13 protein-coding genes are annotated in these 14,687 nt (G+C 70.5%); 7 read left to right on the top strand and 6 right to left on the bottom strand.

Going from position 1 to position 14,687, the window contains the following annotated elements; all coding sequences use genetic code 11:
• The first annotated feature begins 224 nt into the window (after positions 1-224).
• The 5 genes from D7X74_RS30310 (at position 225) to D7X74_RS30290 (ending at position 8,028) form a co-directional block, all read left to right on the top strand.
• Entirely contained in the window at positions 225-2,495 is a 2,271-nt protein-coding gene (locus D7X74_RS30310; RefSeq protein ID WP_120536493.1) for a putative metal-binding motif-containing protein, read from the top strand.
• A 244-nt stretch (positions 2,496-2,739) separates the two neighbouring features.
• A complete protein-coding gene (locus D7X74_RS45100; RefSeq protein ID WP_120536492.1) occupies positions 2,740-6,141 on the top strand; it encodes an ATP-binding protein in 3,402 nt (1,133 codons plus the stop codon).
• Positions 6,142-6,229: 88 nt separating this feature from the next.
• Entirely contained in the window at positions 6,230-7,021 is a 792-nt protein-coding gene (locus D7X74_RS30300; RefSeq protein ID WP_120536491.1) for a class I SAM-dependent methyltransferase, read from the top strand.
• Positions 7,022-7,039: 18 nt separating this feature from the next.
• Positions 7,040-7,561: a hypothetical protein gene (locus tag D7X74_RS30295; protein WP_147446734.1), complete on the top strand. Its 522-nt coding sequence runs from the start codon at positions 7,040-7,042 to the stop codon at positions 7,559-7,561.
• Positions 7,558-8,028 (top strand): YdeI/OmpD-associated family protein, encoded by a 471-nt coding sequence (locus D7X74_RS30290; protein ID WP_120536489.1) that lies wholly within the window; start codon positions 7,558-7,560, stop codon positions 8,026-8,028. The genes D7X74_RS30295 and D7X74_RS30290 overlap by 4 nt, the downstream gene beginning before the upstream one ends.
• On the opposite strand, the gene D7X74_RS30285 is transcribed toward D7X74_RS30290, so the two are convergent.
• A complete protein-coding gene (locus D7X74_RS30285) occupies positions 8,019-8,984 on the bottom strand; it encodes a bifunctional 2-polyprenyl-6-hydroxyphenol methylase/3-demethylubiquinol 3-O-methyltransferase UbiG (RefSeq protein WP_120536488.1) in 966 nt (321 codons plus the stop codon). The genes D7X74_RS30290 and D7X74_RS30285 overlap by 10 nt on opposite strands.
• A 17-nt stretch (positions 8,985-9,001) precedes the next feature.
• Complete coding sequence (locus D7X74_RS30280; protein ID WP_233602320.1) at positions 9,002-10,027, bottom strand: NAD(P)-dependent alcohol dehydrogenase; 1,026 nt, start codon at positions 10,025-10,027, stop codon at positions 9,002-9,004.
• 114 nt (positions 10,028-10,141) lie between these two features.
• Between D7X74_RS30280 and D7X74_RS30275 the strand changes: the two genes are divergently transcribed.
• Positions 10,142-11,056, top strand: coding sequence for a LysR family transcriptional regulator (locus tag D7X74_RS30275; protein WP_120536487.1), 915 nt, complete (start codon positions 10,142-10,144; stop codon positions 11,054-11,056).
• Here D7X74_RS30275 and D7X74_RS30270 read toward each other — a convergent pair.
• Both D7X74_RS30270 and D7X74_RS30265 read right to left on the bottom strand, forming a co-directional pair.
• Positions 11,049-11,927 (bottom strand): sigma-70 family RNA polymerase sigma factor, encoded by an 879-nt coding sequence (locus D7X74_RS30270; protein ID WP_120536486.1) that lies wholly within the window; start codon positions 11,925-11,927, stop codon positions 11,049-11,051. The two genes, D7X74_RS30275 and D7X74_RS30270, sit on opposite strands and share 8 nt — an antisense overlap.
• The gene (locus D7X74_RS30265; RefSeq protein WP_120536485.1) at positions 11,914-12,375 is read right to left on the bottom strand and encodes a carboxymuconolactone decarboxylase family protein; all 462 of its coding nucleotides are present in this window, start codon (positions 12,373-12,375) and stop codon (positions 11,914-11,916) included. Before D7X74_RS30265 ends, D7X74_RS30270 begins: the two co-directional genes overlap by 14 nt.
• A 118-nt stretch (positions 12,376-12,493) precedes the next feature.
• Between D7X74_RS30265 and D7X74_RS30260 the strand changes: the two genes are divergently transcribed.
• Positions 12,494-13,105, top strand: a complete 612-nt coding sequence (locus D7X74_RS30260) for a pyridoxamine 5'-phosphate oxidase family protein (protein ID WP_120536484.1) — start codon at positions 12,494-12,496, stop codon at positions 13,103-13,105.
• Between the two features lie 3 nt (positions 13,106-13,108).
• Here D7X74_RS30260 and D7X74_RS30255 read toward each other — a convergent pair whose 3' ends face one another.
• Entirely contained in the window at positions 13,109-14,149 is a 1,041-nt protein-coding gene (locus tag D7X74_RS30255) for an ABC transporter ATP-binding protein (protein ID WP_199741922.1), read from the bottom strand.
• Positions 14,149-14,687: iron ABC transporter permease (locus D7X74_RS30250; protein ID WP_120536494.1), on the bottom strand; the 539-nt coding region annotated here is incomplete at its 5' end. The genes D7X74_RS30250 and D7X74_RS30255, both read right to left, overlap by 1 nt.

The following is a 14,687-nucleotide window of genomic DNA, read 5'->3' as shown; positions in this document are numbered from 1 at the left end:
GCCGTCGGCTACATCCACCTGCGCAGCGTCCAGAGCTGCTCGACGGCCGGCGCCGTGATCAGCCCGCCCGCCACCGGGGGCTGTACAGCGCCCTGAGCCGCCCCTGAAGACAAGCCGGGAGCCGGGGTCCCAGCGGCCCCGCTCCCTGTCCGCGACACCCCACCCTCCCACTCCTTCCCGACGGGATTCGGAGGGTTGAGCGCTGTTGGATACAGTGCCGCACCATGTATCGGCTCTGCCTGTTGGGATGCGTGGTGTTGCTGAGCGCCTGTCGCGAGAAGGCCCCTGAAGAGGGCGCCCTCCGCGTCACCGTGGAGTACGGCTCCTACAAGCCGGCGTGCGTGCGCGTGGAGGTGCAGGACACGCAGGGCCCGCGCGGTGGGACGGACATCGTCCAGGGCCAGTTCAAGAACGACGCGACGAAGCAGGTCCTGGTCGCGGTGCTCCGCAAGCCGGAGTGGGATCGCGAGCTGGGCGTGACGGTGTCCTCGTTCGCGGCCGTGGAGAACAACCGCTGCGCCGGGCCCGCCGTGGAGCGCTTCCCCAGCGAGTCCCCCATCGCGATTCCGCCCCGGGAGTTCGCCCGCTTCGACGTGAAGCTGGTGGCGGTGGATCAGGACGGGGACGGTTCGCCCTCGGGCGTGGGCCTGACGTGGACCGGTCAGCCCGACTGCGATGAGAGCCGCAAGGACGTCCATCCCGGAGCCGTGGAGCAGTGCAGCGATACGGTCGACTACGACTGCGACACCCTCAAGGCGTGCGAGGACCGTGACTGCGCGGAGAAGACCTGCACGGGCGGCGACAAGTGCACCACGAACAAGCGGTGCATCGGGGTGGGAACGGCGGCGGAGTGCGGGGGCGGTGTTCCCCTCGTGTGCGACCAGTCACCGAACGCCTGCGCGCCCCGGCTGTCGTGCGAATCCAGCACCGGCATGTGTGTTCCGGGGTCCTCCCAGGTGGGCCTGCCGTGTGACAACGGCAACGCCTGCATGCTCGGCAAGACGTGCGACGCCAACCTGAACTGTGTCGGCACGCCGAAGAAGTGCGACCAGCCCACGAGCACCGCCTGCCAGGAATCCCTGGGCACCTGCGAGCCGACCAGCGGCCAGTGTTCCTACCTGCCCAAGCCGACCTCGACGACCTGTGAGGATGGCGACCTGTGCACCACGGATGAACGCTGTAATGGAATGGGCCAGTGCGTGAGCACGCCCACGACCTGCACGCCCCCGCCGTGCTTCCGACTCCAGCAGGCCTGCAGCCCCAGCACGGGGTGCCAGTTCGAAGTGGATCCGACGCAGCTCAACATGCCCTGCGGCAACACCTCCAATGGCAGCCCCGGCGTGTGCCTGCCCGACGGCGCGTGCCGCCCCTTCCCGTTCCCCACCCACAACTTCACGCCGGACGCCATCCAGCCGACGGACATCCGGGAGCTCATCACCACGGGCAATGTGACGCTCGATTCGGACACGTTGCAGTGGGACGTCCCCACCTCCGTCGTGAACCCGGAGCTGATCCGGTTCCTGCCCACCCCGCAGGCCGCCGGGTATCCCGATGCGGTGGTCATCCCGGTGCGGACCCTGAATCTGGGAGGGGATCTGCGGATCCTCGGGACGCGCCCCGTCATCCTGGCCGTGTATGGCGACGCGACGCTGACGCACTCCATCTTCGTCAACGGCCGCGCGGACATCACCAACAACGTGGAGCCAGGCGCGGGCGGCAACCAGGCGTGTGCCACGTCCCAGGGCAAGAACGGAACCTTCAACGGCAAGCAGGGTGGAGGCGGCGGCGGCGCGGGTGGAGTCACGGCGGGCGCGGCGGGAGGCCGCGGCTTCGACGCCAACGCGACCCAAGGCGACGCCGGGGCCAGCCGGGGACCCGAACTCGCACCGCTGGTCGGCGGATGCGCCGGAGGCAATGGTGCCGGCCTTGGCGCCGCGGAAGGCGGCCTGGGCGGAGCCGGAGGTGGCGCCGTCCAGCTCACGGTCGCCAGGACGTTGACCGTCTCGAAGATCCTCTCCGCGAGCGGCAGGGGCGGGTTGGGTGGAAAGGCCGTCGCGACGAACGAGGCGGGAGGCGGAGGCGGTGGCGGCAGCGGCGGCAAGATCCTGCTGGAAGCCTTCCAGGTGTCGCTCACCCCGACCGCCCGCATCACGGCCAACGGCGGCAGCGGGGGCCAGGGCGCGGGTGCGAAAGACGGGACGTTCAACCCCGGGAACCCGGGTGCCAACGGCTCCGAGAATTCGAGCACTGTCGCCGTCGGCGGATCCGGCGGCAGCACGCTGGGCGGCAATGGCGGTTCAGGTGGCGCCGGGCCCAGCAACCCGAGCGGCGGCTCGCAGGGCACTGAAGTGATCCTCATCGGTGGAGGCGGAGGAGGAGGCGGCGGCGGTGGTGGCGCCTCGGGCTTCATCCACCTGCGCAGCGTCAGGAACTGCACCCAGGATCCCAACGCGGTGATCAGCCCCTCCTCCATCGGCGGCTGCCCCACGCCCTGACCTGCTCGCAAGCCGTCGCTCGCGGCACCCTTCGGACCGTCGTCCCCTTCCGGGGCGGCGGTCCGTTTTCGTTGGGGGATCGCGCCCGCCTGCCAGGAGACCAGGCATGGGCGGGGGCGTTCATCCATGCACTTTTCGCCACCGCGTCCCTGACAGCGCACTGGCCATCCGCGGGGGAAGTCACGAAGTTCCAACGCCTGGAGTCCTGCCCGCACGGGGAAGGAGGCCCAGGGCGTGGAGGCGCATGAGCGCGGTGGATGACGTGCTGCGGGGTGGAGGGGCCTGTGGCGCCCTGCTGCGACAGGTGGACTGGGCGGCCACGGCGCTGGGGCCGGTGGAGTCCTGGCCCCAGTCCCTGCGCACCGCGGTGGGCATCGTGCTGGCGGCGAACTACCCCCTCTACGTCGCGTGGGGGCCCAGGTACGTGCAGCTCTACAACGACGCGTACCGGCCCATCTGCGGCAGGACCAAGCACCCCGCCGCCCTGGGCCAGGAGGCGGCCGTCACCTGGCCGGAGGTCTGGAACATGCTGGGCCCGGGCTGGGAACGCATCCAGTCCACCGGCGAGGCCATCTTCGTGCAGGACCTGATGATGCCGCTCGACCGCAACGGCTTCATCGAGGAGTGCTACTTCACCTACAGCCACTCGCCCATCCGCGATGAGTCGGGCGGCGTGGGCGGCATCTTCGCCGCCCTCACCGAGACCACCGCGCAGGTGCTGGGCACGCGGCGGCTCGACACCCTGCGAGAGCTGGGCGCGTCCACCGCCGACCGGGTGAGCGCGGAGGACGCCTGCCGCGAGGCGCTCCGGGTCATCGGCAGCGACCCGCTCGACATCCCCTTCGCCCTGCTCTACCTCGCGGACGACGCGACCGGCACGGCGCGGCTGGCCGGCACGTGTGGACTGCCCGCGAACGAAGAGGCCCTGGCGCCCGCCACGGTCGCGCTCCCAGAGGCAGCCCGGGGCGAGGACGCCTCCTGGCCCCTGGGCTCCTCCACCGGCGCCGGCGGCCCCCTGAGATGGGAGCGGATGCCCACGGCGTCGGGCACCGTGGCGGCGGGGCCCTGGCCGGAGGGGACCTCCTCCGCGTGGGTTCAGCTCCTGCCGCGCGCCGGACAGGCGCGACCGGCGGGCTTCCTGGTGACGGGCCTGAGCCCGCGTCTGGCGCTCGACGAGACCTACGGCGGCTTCCTGGAGCTGATGGCGCGAGGGGTGACGACGGCCATCAACAGCGCCCGGGCCCGCGAGGAGGAGCGCCGCCGCGCGGAGGCCCTGGCCGCGCTGGACCGCGCGAAGACGGACTTCTTCAGCAACGTAAGCCACGAGTTCCGCACGCCCCTGGCGCTGATGCTGGGCCCGGTGGAGGACGGCCTCCAGGATGCCGTGGAGCCCCTGGGCCCCCGGCAGTTGGAGCGCCAGCGCACGGTGCACCGCAACGGGCTGCGGCTGCTCAAGCTGGTCAACACGCTGCTGGACTTCTCCCGCATCGAAGCGGGTCGCACGCAGGCGGCCACGGTGCCCACGGATCTCTCCGCGCTCACCGAGGGCCTGGCCAGCGGCTTCCGCTCCACCCTGGAGCGCGCGGGGCTGACGCTGGACGTGGATTGTCCCCCGCTGCCGCACCCCGTCCGCGTGGATCCGGAGCAGTGGGAGAAGGTCGTCCTCAACCTGCTGTCCAACGCGTTCAAGTTCACCCACGCGGGCGGCATCCGCGTGAGCCTCCGGTGGCGGGAGTCCCAGGTGGTGCTGAGCGTGGCGGACACCGGCACGGGCATCCCCGAGCACGAGCTGCCGCGCATCTTCGAGCGCTTCCACCGCGTGCAGGGCGCCAGGGGGCGCAGCTACGAGGGCAGCGGCATCGGCCTGTCCCTGGTGCGGGAATTGGTGAAGCTGCACGGCGGCGACATCCGCGTGGAGAGCGTCCCCGACCGGGGCAGCACCTTCACCGTGGCGCTGCCCGCGCCCACCGACGCGGCACCGGCGCCGCTCGCGCGAAGCACCGCGTCCGGCTCCACCGAGCCCGCCCCGAGGACCGCGCCGGGCACGGCCATGTCGGCGTTCCTCGAGGAGGCCTCCGGATGGCTGGAGGCGCCGCCCGGCGGGGCTCCGCTCCTTGCGCGCGACGGTGACCCGACGCCGCTGCCCAGGGACATCGAGGGCCATGTCCTGTTCGTGGACGACAACGCGGACATGCGCGCGTACGTGCGCTCACTCCTAGCGGATCGCTTCGAGTTGACGCTCGCGGCGAACGGGCTGGAGGCGCTGGAATCCTGCCGCGCCCGGGTGCCGGACCTCATCCTGAGCGACGTGATGATGCCGGGGCTGGACGGCTTCGGCCTCTTGCGAAGGCTGCGCGAGGACGCGCGGACGCGGTACGTGCCCATCATCCTGCTGTCGGCGCGGGCCGGCGAGGAGGCCACGGTGGAGGGCCTGCGCATGGGGGCCACCGACTACCTGGTGAAGCCGTTCTCCTCCCGCGAGCTGCTGGCGCGCGTGGAGGGCAACCTCGCCGCGGCCCGGGCACGGCAGGAGCAGCGCCGCGCGGAGCAGGAGCGCGAGAAGCTCAGCGCCGTGGTGGAGCAGTCCTCGGACTTCATCGGGATTGGCGGGCCGGATGGCAGGGCCCTGTTCGTCAACGAAGCGGGGCAGCGGCTCCTGGGACTGGAGGGCCTGGAGGAGGTGCGGCGCACGAGCCTGCTCGACTACTTCCAGGAGGAGGACCGCCGCTACGTGCGCGACGTCATCCTGCCCAGGCTGCGCGAGGAGGGCCGCTGGGACGGGGAGTTCCGCTTCCGTCACTTCCGCACCGGGGCCACCGTGCCCGTGCAGTTCAACTTCTTCACGCTGCGCGACCCTCAAACGGGCGAGGACATGGGCATCGCCACGGTGAGCCGCGACATCACCGAGCGCCACCGCCGTGAAGAAGAAGCACGGCTGCGGGCGGAGTTCGAACAGCAGCTCATCGGCATCGTCAGCCACGACCTGCGCAACCCCCTCAACGCCATCCTGTTGTCGGCGCACGCCCTGCTCCAGCGCGACGACCTGGGCGAGCGCGCGACCAAGAACACGGGCCGCATCATCAGCAGCGCCGAGCGCGCCAACCGGCTCATCCGCGACCTGCTGGACGTGACGCAGGCGCGACTGGGCGGAGGGCTGCCGGTGCATCGCCGTCCCATGGACCTCCACGAGGCCACGCGCCAGTCCCTGGAGGAGGTGCAGGTGGCCTTCCCGGAGCGCAGGGTGGTGCTGGAGCAGCAGGGCGACGGCCATGGGACGTGGGACGGGGAGCGGCTGGGCCAGGTGGTGCAGAACCTGGTCACCAACGCGCTCCGGTACGGCGACGCGGAGGCCCCGGTGCGCGTGACCACGCGAGCGGACGGGCACGACCTGGTGCTGGAGGTCCACAACCGGGGGCGTCCCATTCCCGCGGAGATGCTGCCCAAGCTGTTCCAGGCGATGCGGCGCGGGCAGCACGACGAGGACCGGGCGTCCCGCAGCGTGGGCCTGGGGCTCTACATCGTGGAGCAGGTGGTGCGCGCGCACGGCGGACACGTGGTCGCGACGTCCAGCGCCGACGCAGGCACCACCTTCACGGTCCACCTGCCGCGCGAAGCGACCGTGCGCGCGCACGACGTCGTGTCCTGAGCGGGGCCCCGCGCACGCCGCGGTGCATAAGCGAACAGGGGCCCTCCTTTTCGAAGGCAAGGGGCGGCCCCGGACGTATAGATCGCGCATGCGCACTGCACTGATGGCTGCTTCGTTCCTCGTCCTCGCGGGTTGTTCGCACTCGACGTCCGCGCCCCCGTCGTCCCCTGCTTCAACCTCCGAGTCCCAGCCGGCGCCCGTGTCGGCGCAGGCGCTGGTGGATGCCCCGGACCGTACGGAGGCGGACCGGGCGCTGGATGCGGGCCGGCACCCCGCGGCCCTGATCGAGTTCACGGGCGTGCGGCCCGGCATGAAGGTCGCGGAGCTGATGGCGGGCGGCGGCTACACCACGGAGTTCCTGGCGCGCGCGGTGGGACCCACCGGCAAGGTGTACGGAGTGAACCCGAAGTTCGTGCTGGAGAAGTTCGCGGAGAAGCCGTGGCAGGAGCGGCTGGCGCGCCCGGTGAACCAGAACGTGGTGCGCGTGGACCGTGAGCTGGACTCGCCGCTGCCGCCCGAGGTGAACGACCTGGACGTGGTGGTCAGCAACATCATCTACCATGACGTCACGCTGCTCGGGTCGGACCCGGCGAAGATGAACGCGGCGGTGTTCCAGGCGCTCAAGCCCGGTGGCGTCTACGTCGTCCTGGATTCGAGCGCGAAGGCCGGCACGGGCATCGCGGATGCGAAGACGCTGCACCGCATCGACGAGCAGGTGGTGCGCCAGGAGGTCGAGGCCGCGGGCTTCAAGCTCCAGGAGGAGAGCAACGTCTGGCGCAACCCGGAGGACGCGCGCGACTGGAGCTCCAGCCCGGGCGCCGCGGGCGCACGCCGGGGCACGAGCGACCGGTTCGCGCTGAAGTTCGTCAAGCCGGGATAGGGATAGGATGGGCGCCCCATGAGCGCCTCGCATCCGCCCCCTCGGATAAACGCCGCCATCCCGTACTTGAAGGAGCGCTTCCTCGCCGCATCGGGAGCGTCCGTCCTGTTCCTCATCGCGTGCGTGGCGCCCGCGGTGCATGTGGTCGCCGTGAGCCGCGAGGGCAGCCAAGGCCTGGAGAGGGACATCGCTGGCTTCGAGCTGCTGCTGACCGGCTGGCTGGGCGTGTTCGGCTTGAACTTCGGCTGGTACGCGAACCCCCTGCTCGCCCTCGCGACCTTCCTGTTGATGCTGGGCGCGGATCGCGGAGCCCTCGTGGCGGGTTCAATCGCCGCCGTCGTGGGGTTGTCGTCCCTGTCCTGGTTCGTCCACCCGCTGCCGTCGGACGAGGGCGGGGTCATGTACAGCGAGCTGCTGTATCCCTCCCTCGGGTTCCTCTGCTGGATGATCAGCCTGGTGATCATCCCGCTCGTGGCCTTTGAACTCTCATCCAGGCGCAAGGCACAGGCCGCCGCGCCGGCACCGGGGCTTGCGCCATGACGAAGGCGAAGAAGCAGACCTTCACCGCGAAGCTCGAAGAGGCCAACGGGGTCGGAGGCCGGTGGGTGTTCTGTCCCTTCGACGGGCGCGAGGTCTTCGGCGAGGCACGGGCGCCCGTGGTCGGCACCGTCAACGGACATCCGTTCCGCAGCCGGCTGATGGTGTACGGCGGCAAGACGTGCCTGGGGTTCATCCAGGCCGTGCGTGACGCCGCGGGCATCGAGATCGGCTCGTCGCTGCGCATCGTGTTGGAGCGCGATGAAGCGCCCCGCACCGTCGAGGTGCCGGAGGCCCTGCAACGTGCGCTCGACGCCGAGCCGGCCCTCCGGGACGTGTTCGACGGGCTCGCGTTCACGCACCGCAAGGAGTTCGCGCAAGCCGTCGCCGAGGCGAAGCGCGAGGAGACCCGTGAGCGCCGCGTGGCCCAGACGCTGGAGAAGCTGCGCGCTCGGGCCGCTCAGTCCTGAGCCGCACCGTCCTCGTCCGCGCCCTGCCCCCGCACCGCCGTGAGCAGCAGGTCGTACTTCCCCCCCAGGAACGTGCGGAAGCCGTGCTGGTGCAGGTAGCGGCGGTAGAAGGACAGGTCCTTCACCAGAAGCGACAGGTCCGGTTCGCGCAGGTTGCGAACGCGCGCGCCGTAGACGACCTCGCCGTCGCGGAAGCGTGAGTTGGGAAAGCCCAGCACCAGCGACGCCCTGGGCTCCAGGTGCTCCTGCACGAGCTTGCGCAGGAGCGCCCGGTCGTCCACGCCGGGGCTCTGCATCGTGCCCACGGACACCACCGCGTCGAAGCGCCCCAAGCCCGCCGGGAGCGCGTTCAGGTCCGCCTGCACGAACGCATGGCGCGCATCCGGGAACGCCCTGCGGGCCTCTTCGAGCGCGCTCGCGCTGTGGTCCACGCCCACGAAGCGGACGCCTTCCACCGCTTCGAACGCGGAGAGTTCGTCGCCCCGGTTCACGCCCAGGTCCAGCACCCGCGCGCCTGGAGGCAAGCGCAACCGCTCCACCGCTTGCAGCCATGGCACCAGGAAGCCCGCGTCCTCGAACTTGCGCACCCGCGCGAAGTCGGAGGCCGCGCCATAGCGCTCCTGTGGTGACTCCGAACGGTCCCCACCACCTGCGTGCCACGGCGCCTCTGCGCCCAGCGGTTCGAACGTGAGCAGCACATGCGTGTCATCCACCGCGCGAGGCGTGCGAAGGCGGCAGGACAACCCTTCCGCCAGGTCGCACCAACTCCGCAGCGGCCGATGGACGAGCCCACCCTCCGGCCCGACGCGCTCTCCCGGATAGCGTCCACGGCCCAGGTCCGGATCCGGAACTTCAATGGACACCGGCCCCGCATCCAGCACTGCCTCCAGGTGACGCAGCACCAGGACCAGGGGTTCAGCGTGGAAGCGACGCGGGGGAACAGGAGGGCGCGACATGCCCTCCACCCTACCCCTCAGTGGGACTCCACCACGATCTTCCCGAACGGTCCCCGCTCCAGGTGCTCCAGGGCCGCGGGCAGCTCCTCCAGTCCGTATCGCCGGTCGATGACTGGCTTGAGCCCGAGACGATCCACTCCACGCACCAGCTCCTCCAGCGCCCGCCGGTGGCCCACGTTGATGCCCCGGATGGTCGGCTCCTTGAGCAGGAGCGGCGCGGACGGGCCCGTCACCGTGAACCCTTCGAACACGCCAATCACGGAGATGCGCCCATGCAGCGCGACCGCCTCGATGGAGCGCCCCAGGTGCGCGCCGCCCACCAGCTCCAGGATGTGGTCCACGCCCCGGTCCGCCGTGAGGCGGTACACCGCCTCAACCCAGTCCTCGCGCTCGCGGTGGATGAGGTGTGTCGCCCCCAGCGCCTTCGCCCGCGCAAGCTTGTCGTCGCTCCCCGAGGTCACGAAGACGTCCGCGCCCATGGCCCTTGCCAGCTGCAACCCGAACAGCGCCACACCCCCCGTGCCCTGCACCAACACCGTCTGTCCCGGACGGACGGGGCCGTATTCGACCAGGGCGGTCCACGCGGTCAGTCCCGCGCAGGGCAAGGTGCTCGCCTCCCCCGCATCCAGCGTGGCCGGAGCCTTCACGAACCAGTCCGCCGGAAACGCGACGTACTCCGCGAGGACCCCCGGATGCGAACCGCCCAGCATCACGTACGGCGGCATGCGCGCCGAGCCATGACCCGGTCCCTCCAACCGACCGGGAGAGAACGTGGAGATCACCCGGTCCCCCACCGCGAACCGCGTCACGCCCTCCCCCACGTCCGTCACCACGCCCGCCAGGTCCGAGGCCGGGGTGAAAGGGAACCGCTGAGATGGTCCCACGCCGGACTCGATGGCGCTCTTGTCGCGGTAGTTCAGCGACACGGCCGCCACCTTCACCCGCACCTCGCCCGGTCCCGGCTCCGGAAGGGCCACGGTCTTCAGGCGCAGCCGCTCTCGCCCCGGTGCATCCATCTCCCAGCGCTTCATCGTCGTCGTCACCACGCACAGCTCCTTGCGGCAGGTTCGCGGCGGGAAAGCTATTGTCGAAGCTGCATCCACGGTGGCGACAAGGCTTCCTTTCACTGTCGCCCCCAGGGCGACAATGGGCGCGACATGAGCGATTCCCTCAACGGTGTGTCCGTCTTCGTGGAGGCGGTGGAGGCCGGTGGCTTCTCCGCCGCCGCCGCGAAGCTCCACCTCTCGCGCTCCGCCGTGGGCAAGACGGTGGCCCGCTTGGAGGAGCGGCTGGGGGTGCGCCTCTTCCACCGCACGACGCGCACACAGAGCCTGACCCACGATGGACAGGTCTTCTATGAGCGGTGCCTGCGCGCGCTGGAAGAACTGCGCGCGGGGGAAGCGCTGCTGGAGTCCGGCAAGCAGGAGGCCGCGGGCAGGCTGCGCGTCAGCGTGCCCGTGCTCTATGGACGTCGCTGCGTGGCGCCCCTCCTCATGACGGTGGCGCGCGCGCATCCGAAGCTCGAACTGGACCTGTCCTTCAGCGACCGCACCGTGGACCTGCTGGAGGACGGCTTCGACCTCGCCATCCGCAACGGGGGCAGCAACGGAGTCGGACCGGGCGGGGATGGGCTCACCGTCCGCCGTGTCGGCCATCAGCGGATGAGCGTCTTCGCGTCCCCGGGCTACCTGCGCAAGCGCGGCACACCCCGCACCTGGGAGTCATTCGCGAAGCACGACACGCTCGCCTACGTGCGCTCAGGGCAACTGCGCACCTGGCTCTTTCCGCAGGAGGATGGCTCCAACGTGGAGCTCGTGCCCCGCTCGCGCCTGCGCTTCGATGACCTGGAGGCCATCGCCGACGCGGCGGTCGCGGGACTGGGGCTCGCGTGGCTGCCCTGCTGGTTGGTGCAGGAGCGCGTGCGAGCCAAGGAGCTGGTGCGCATCATGACGGACAGCCCCGGCCTGCGCTTCGACGTCTACGCCCTCTGGCCCAACACCCCGCATCTGCCCATGCGCGTGCGCGTCGCCATCGACGCCCTCGCCGCGGGACTGCCCAACTCCGTCAAGTAGCGTCCTCGCCCACCGCCCGACGGATGGAGTGCAGCTTGTCGGGGTTGCGCGTGACGTAGATGGCGACGATGCGCCCCTCCTCGATGGCGAGCGCCGTGGTCTGCAGGACGCCATCCGCTTCGAGGGTGACGAACGCCGGCAACCCGTCGATGGCCCCCTCGTACACGAGCTTGGACAATGCCAATCCCGAGTGCTGGAACAGCCCGTCCAGGAGGCGCAGGGTCTTCTCCGCGCCGTAGATGGGATTGAGCGCGGCCTTTGTCCTGCCGCCGCCATCGGAGTACGTGATGACGTCCTGGGCGAGCAGGGCCTGGAGCGCGTTCACGTCCCCACTCCGGGAGGCGGTGAAGAACGCCGACGCCAGCTCGCGGCCCTGCCCTTCGGACACGGGGAAGCGGGGCCGGGCCTCGCGCACGTGACTTCGCGCGCGGCTGGCGAGCTGACGGCAGGCCGCGGGGTCGCGGTCGATGGCCTTCGCCACCTCGTCGAAGTCCATGCCGAACACGTCGTGCAGCAGGAACGCGGCGCGCTCCAGCGGGGACAGACGCTCCAGGGCCATCATCAGGGTCAGCGTCAAGTCGTCGCCCTCCACGGTTTCGACGATGGGCTCTGGAAGCCAGGTCCCCACGTACTGCTCGCGCTGGACGCGGGCGGACTTCAGGACGTCGAGGCACAGGCGCGTCACCGTGCGGACGAGCACGGCCTCGGCGTCCCGCACGGCGGCGCGGTCCGTCTGGTGCCAGCGCAGATACGCCTCCTGCACCACGTCCTCCGCCTCCGCGACGATGCCCAGCATCCGGTACGCGATGCGGAGCAGGCGGGGGCGGAGCGGGTCGAAGACGTCCGCGGGGTTGGCGTCAGGCAGCTTCACTGCGCGAGGTCACCGGATGGATGGACTGGAAGCCGACGGAGATCCGGTTCCAGGTGTTGATCACCCCGATCATCAGGGTCAGTTTCACGCTCTCCTCCTCACTGAAGTGCGCCCGCATCGCAGTGTAGTCCGCATCCGGCGCGTGCGTCTGGGAGACGAGCGTCAGGGCCTCCGTCCAGGCCAGGGCCGCCCGCTCACGGTCGGTGTACAGGGGCGACTCGCGCCAGGCGTTCAGCAGGAAGATGCGCTCCTCGGTCTCCCCATGCGCGCGGGCGTCGCGGGTGTGCATGTGGATGCAGAAGGCGCAGCCGTTGATCTGCGAGGCGCGGATCTTCACCAACTCCAACAGGTTTGATTCCAGCCCGCTGCCCTGGACCTTCCCGGAGAAGTCGAGCATTTCCTTCATGAGCGCGGGGGCGGCGGCGAACGGGTTCATCCTGGCCTTCATGTGCGGCTCCAATTCCGGACAGGAAAAGTGCCTGTCCACCCCCAGGACGAATCACGGGAGATGGCTGTGACATGGTCATTCCGAAGGTGATTTTGTCCCCCTTCAGGAGGCCCCCCGAATGAAGACCGTGACGGATGTCGAGGCGCTTGAGCGGCTGTACGGGTTCCCCACGAAGCCCTCCGTCATCAAGGTGGTGGACCACATTCATCCGGCTTATCGGCCCTTCATCGAAACCTCACCGTTCGCGGTGCTCGCCACGGTCGGGCCGGAGGGGCTGGATGTCTCGCCCCGGGGTGACCCGGCGGGCTTCATCGTCATCGAGGACGCGCACACGCTGCTGCTGCCCGACCGCCGCGGCAACAACCGCGCGGACTCGCTGCGGAACATCCTCACCGACCCAAGGGTCGCGCTGATCTTCCTGGTCCCCGGCGTCAACGAGACCCTGCGCGTCAACGGCCGGGCGAGCATCGTCATCGAACCGGCGATGCTGGAGCGGTTCACCTTCGAAGGGAAGCAGCCGCGCTCGGTGCTTCAGATCACCGTGGAGTCGGTCTTCTTCCAATGCAGCCGGTCGTTGATCCGCTCCGAGCTTTGGAACCCGGCAAGGCACGTCCCCCGCTCCGAGCTTCCCAGCAACGGAGCGATGCTCGCCGCCATCAGCCAGGACCCCTTCGATGGAGACGAGTACGACCGGGAGCTACCGGCGCGGCTGAAGACGACGCTGTATTGAGCCTCAAGCGGCGCCGTCGAACACCGTGGCCTTGCGCAGGCGCACGTTCAACGTCTGCCCGGCCCGCACGCCCTCCAGTGCCGGCCCGATGACACGCAGGAACGCATCGCCCACGGGGAAGCGGTATTCCGCCGCGTGGCCCAGGAACAGGCGGGCGGAGAGCACCAGCGGCGTGCCCGACGCACCCAGTTCCAGGTCCTCCGGGCGCACCACCAGCGTCCCCGGCCCCGATCGTCCGTGCAGCTCCGTCGGCAGCTCGAACGCGGTCTGCGTCCCCGCGCAGTGGAACGTGCCCGTCCGCGACTCGCCGCGCAGCACGTTCGCGCCCCCGACGAAGCCCGCGACGAACGGGGTCGCTGGCTCGCGGTAGAGACGCTCCGGTGTGTCCACCTGTTCGATGACGCCCCGGTTCATCACGGCGATGCGGTCCGATAGCGCGAGCGCCTCGCCCTGATCATGCGTGACGAACACCAGCGTCGTGCCCAGTCGGGAGCGCAGCGCGGCGATCTCCGCGCGCAGTTCCTCGCGCAGGGCCGCGTCCAGGTTCGACAGCGGCTCGTCCAGGAGCAGCACCCGGGGGTCCGCCACCAGCGCCCGCGCGAGCGCCACGCGTTGCAGCTGTCCACCCGAAAGCTCGTGAGGCATCCGGGCCGCGAACGCCTCCAGCCGCACCCACCGCAGGGCTTCGCGCACCCGCGAAGCCACCTCGTGCCGGGGCACCTTCCGGAGCATCAGCGGATACGCGACGTTCGCCTCCACGCTGCGGTGCGGCCAGACGGCATAGCTCTGGAAGACCATGCCCAGCCCGCGCCGCTCCGGAGGCACGCGCACACCAGGACCAGCCACCACGTCATCGCCCAGGCGGATGATGCCCGCGTCCGGATGCTCCAGCCCGGCGAGCATCCGAAGCGTCGTCGTCTTCCCGCACCCGGAAGGCCCCAGCAGGGACACCAATTCGCCCTGCCCCACCTCCAGGCTCAGGCCCCGCACCACGGGCGTTCCGTCATACGCCTTGACCAGTCCCTCCAGGACGATGGCCGCCATCACCGCACCTCCGGCACGCGTCGCCGCGTCCATGCCAGCACGGCCTGGCCCGCCACCACCAGCGCAACGAACGCGCAGGCCAGCACTGCCGCGGAGGCCGGATCCGCGTAGCTCTGCAACTCGAACAACAGTGTCCCCAGCACCTCGGAGCCAGCGGGCACCAGCAACACCGACAGAGTGATCTCCGTGGCGCACGCGAGGAACGCCAGCACGAACGCCACCGTGAGCGCGGGCCGGAGCAACGGAAGCGTCGCGTCCACGAACGCCCGCACCGGCCCTGCTCCGCCCACCCGCGCCGCCTCCGCCAGCGACGGGTCCACCTGCGCCAGCGCCTCGGAGCTGTTGCGCTCGCCCAGCGCCAGGTACTTGCCTGCGTAGGCCACCAACAGCAGCCACGGCGTGTGCGCGAGCGCCAGCACGAAGGCCACCCGCTCCAGCACCACGAACCGCCAGTCCCGTGAGAACGCCACTAGCAGCGCGAGCGCCAGTACCGTGCCCGGCACCGCGTAGGGCCACACCGCCATCGCCTCTACGCCCG

The organism is Corallococcus sp. CA047B (genome assembly GCF_003612065.1).
Lineage (GTDB): Bacteria > Myxococcota > Myxococcia > Myxococcales > Myxococcaceae > Corallococcus > Corallococcus praedator.
Note: the sequence above shows the minus strand (reverse complement) of the source record. Positions and strands in the feature narration are given on the sequence as shown.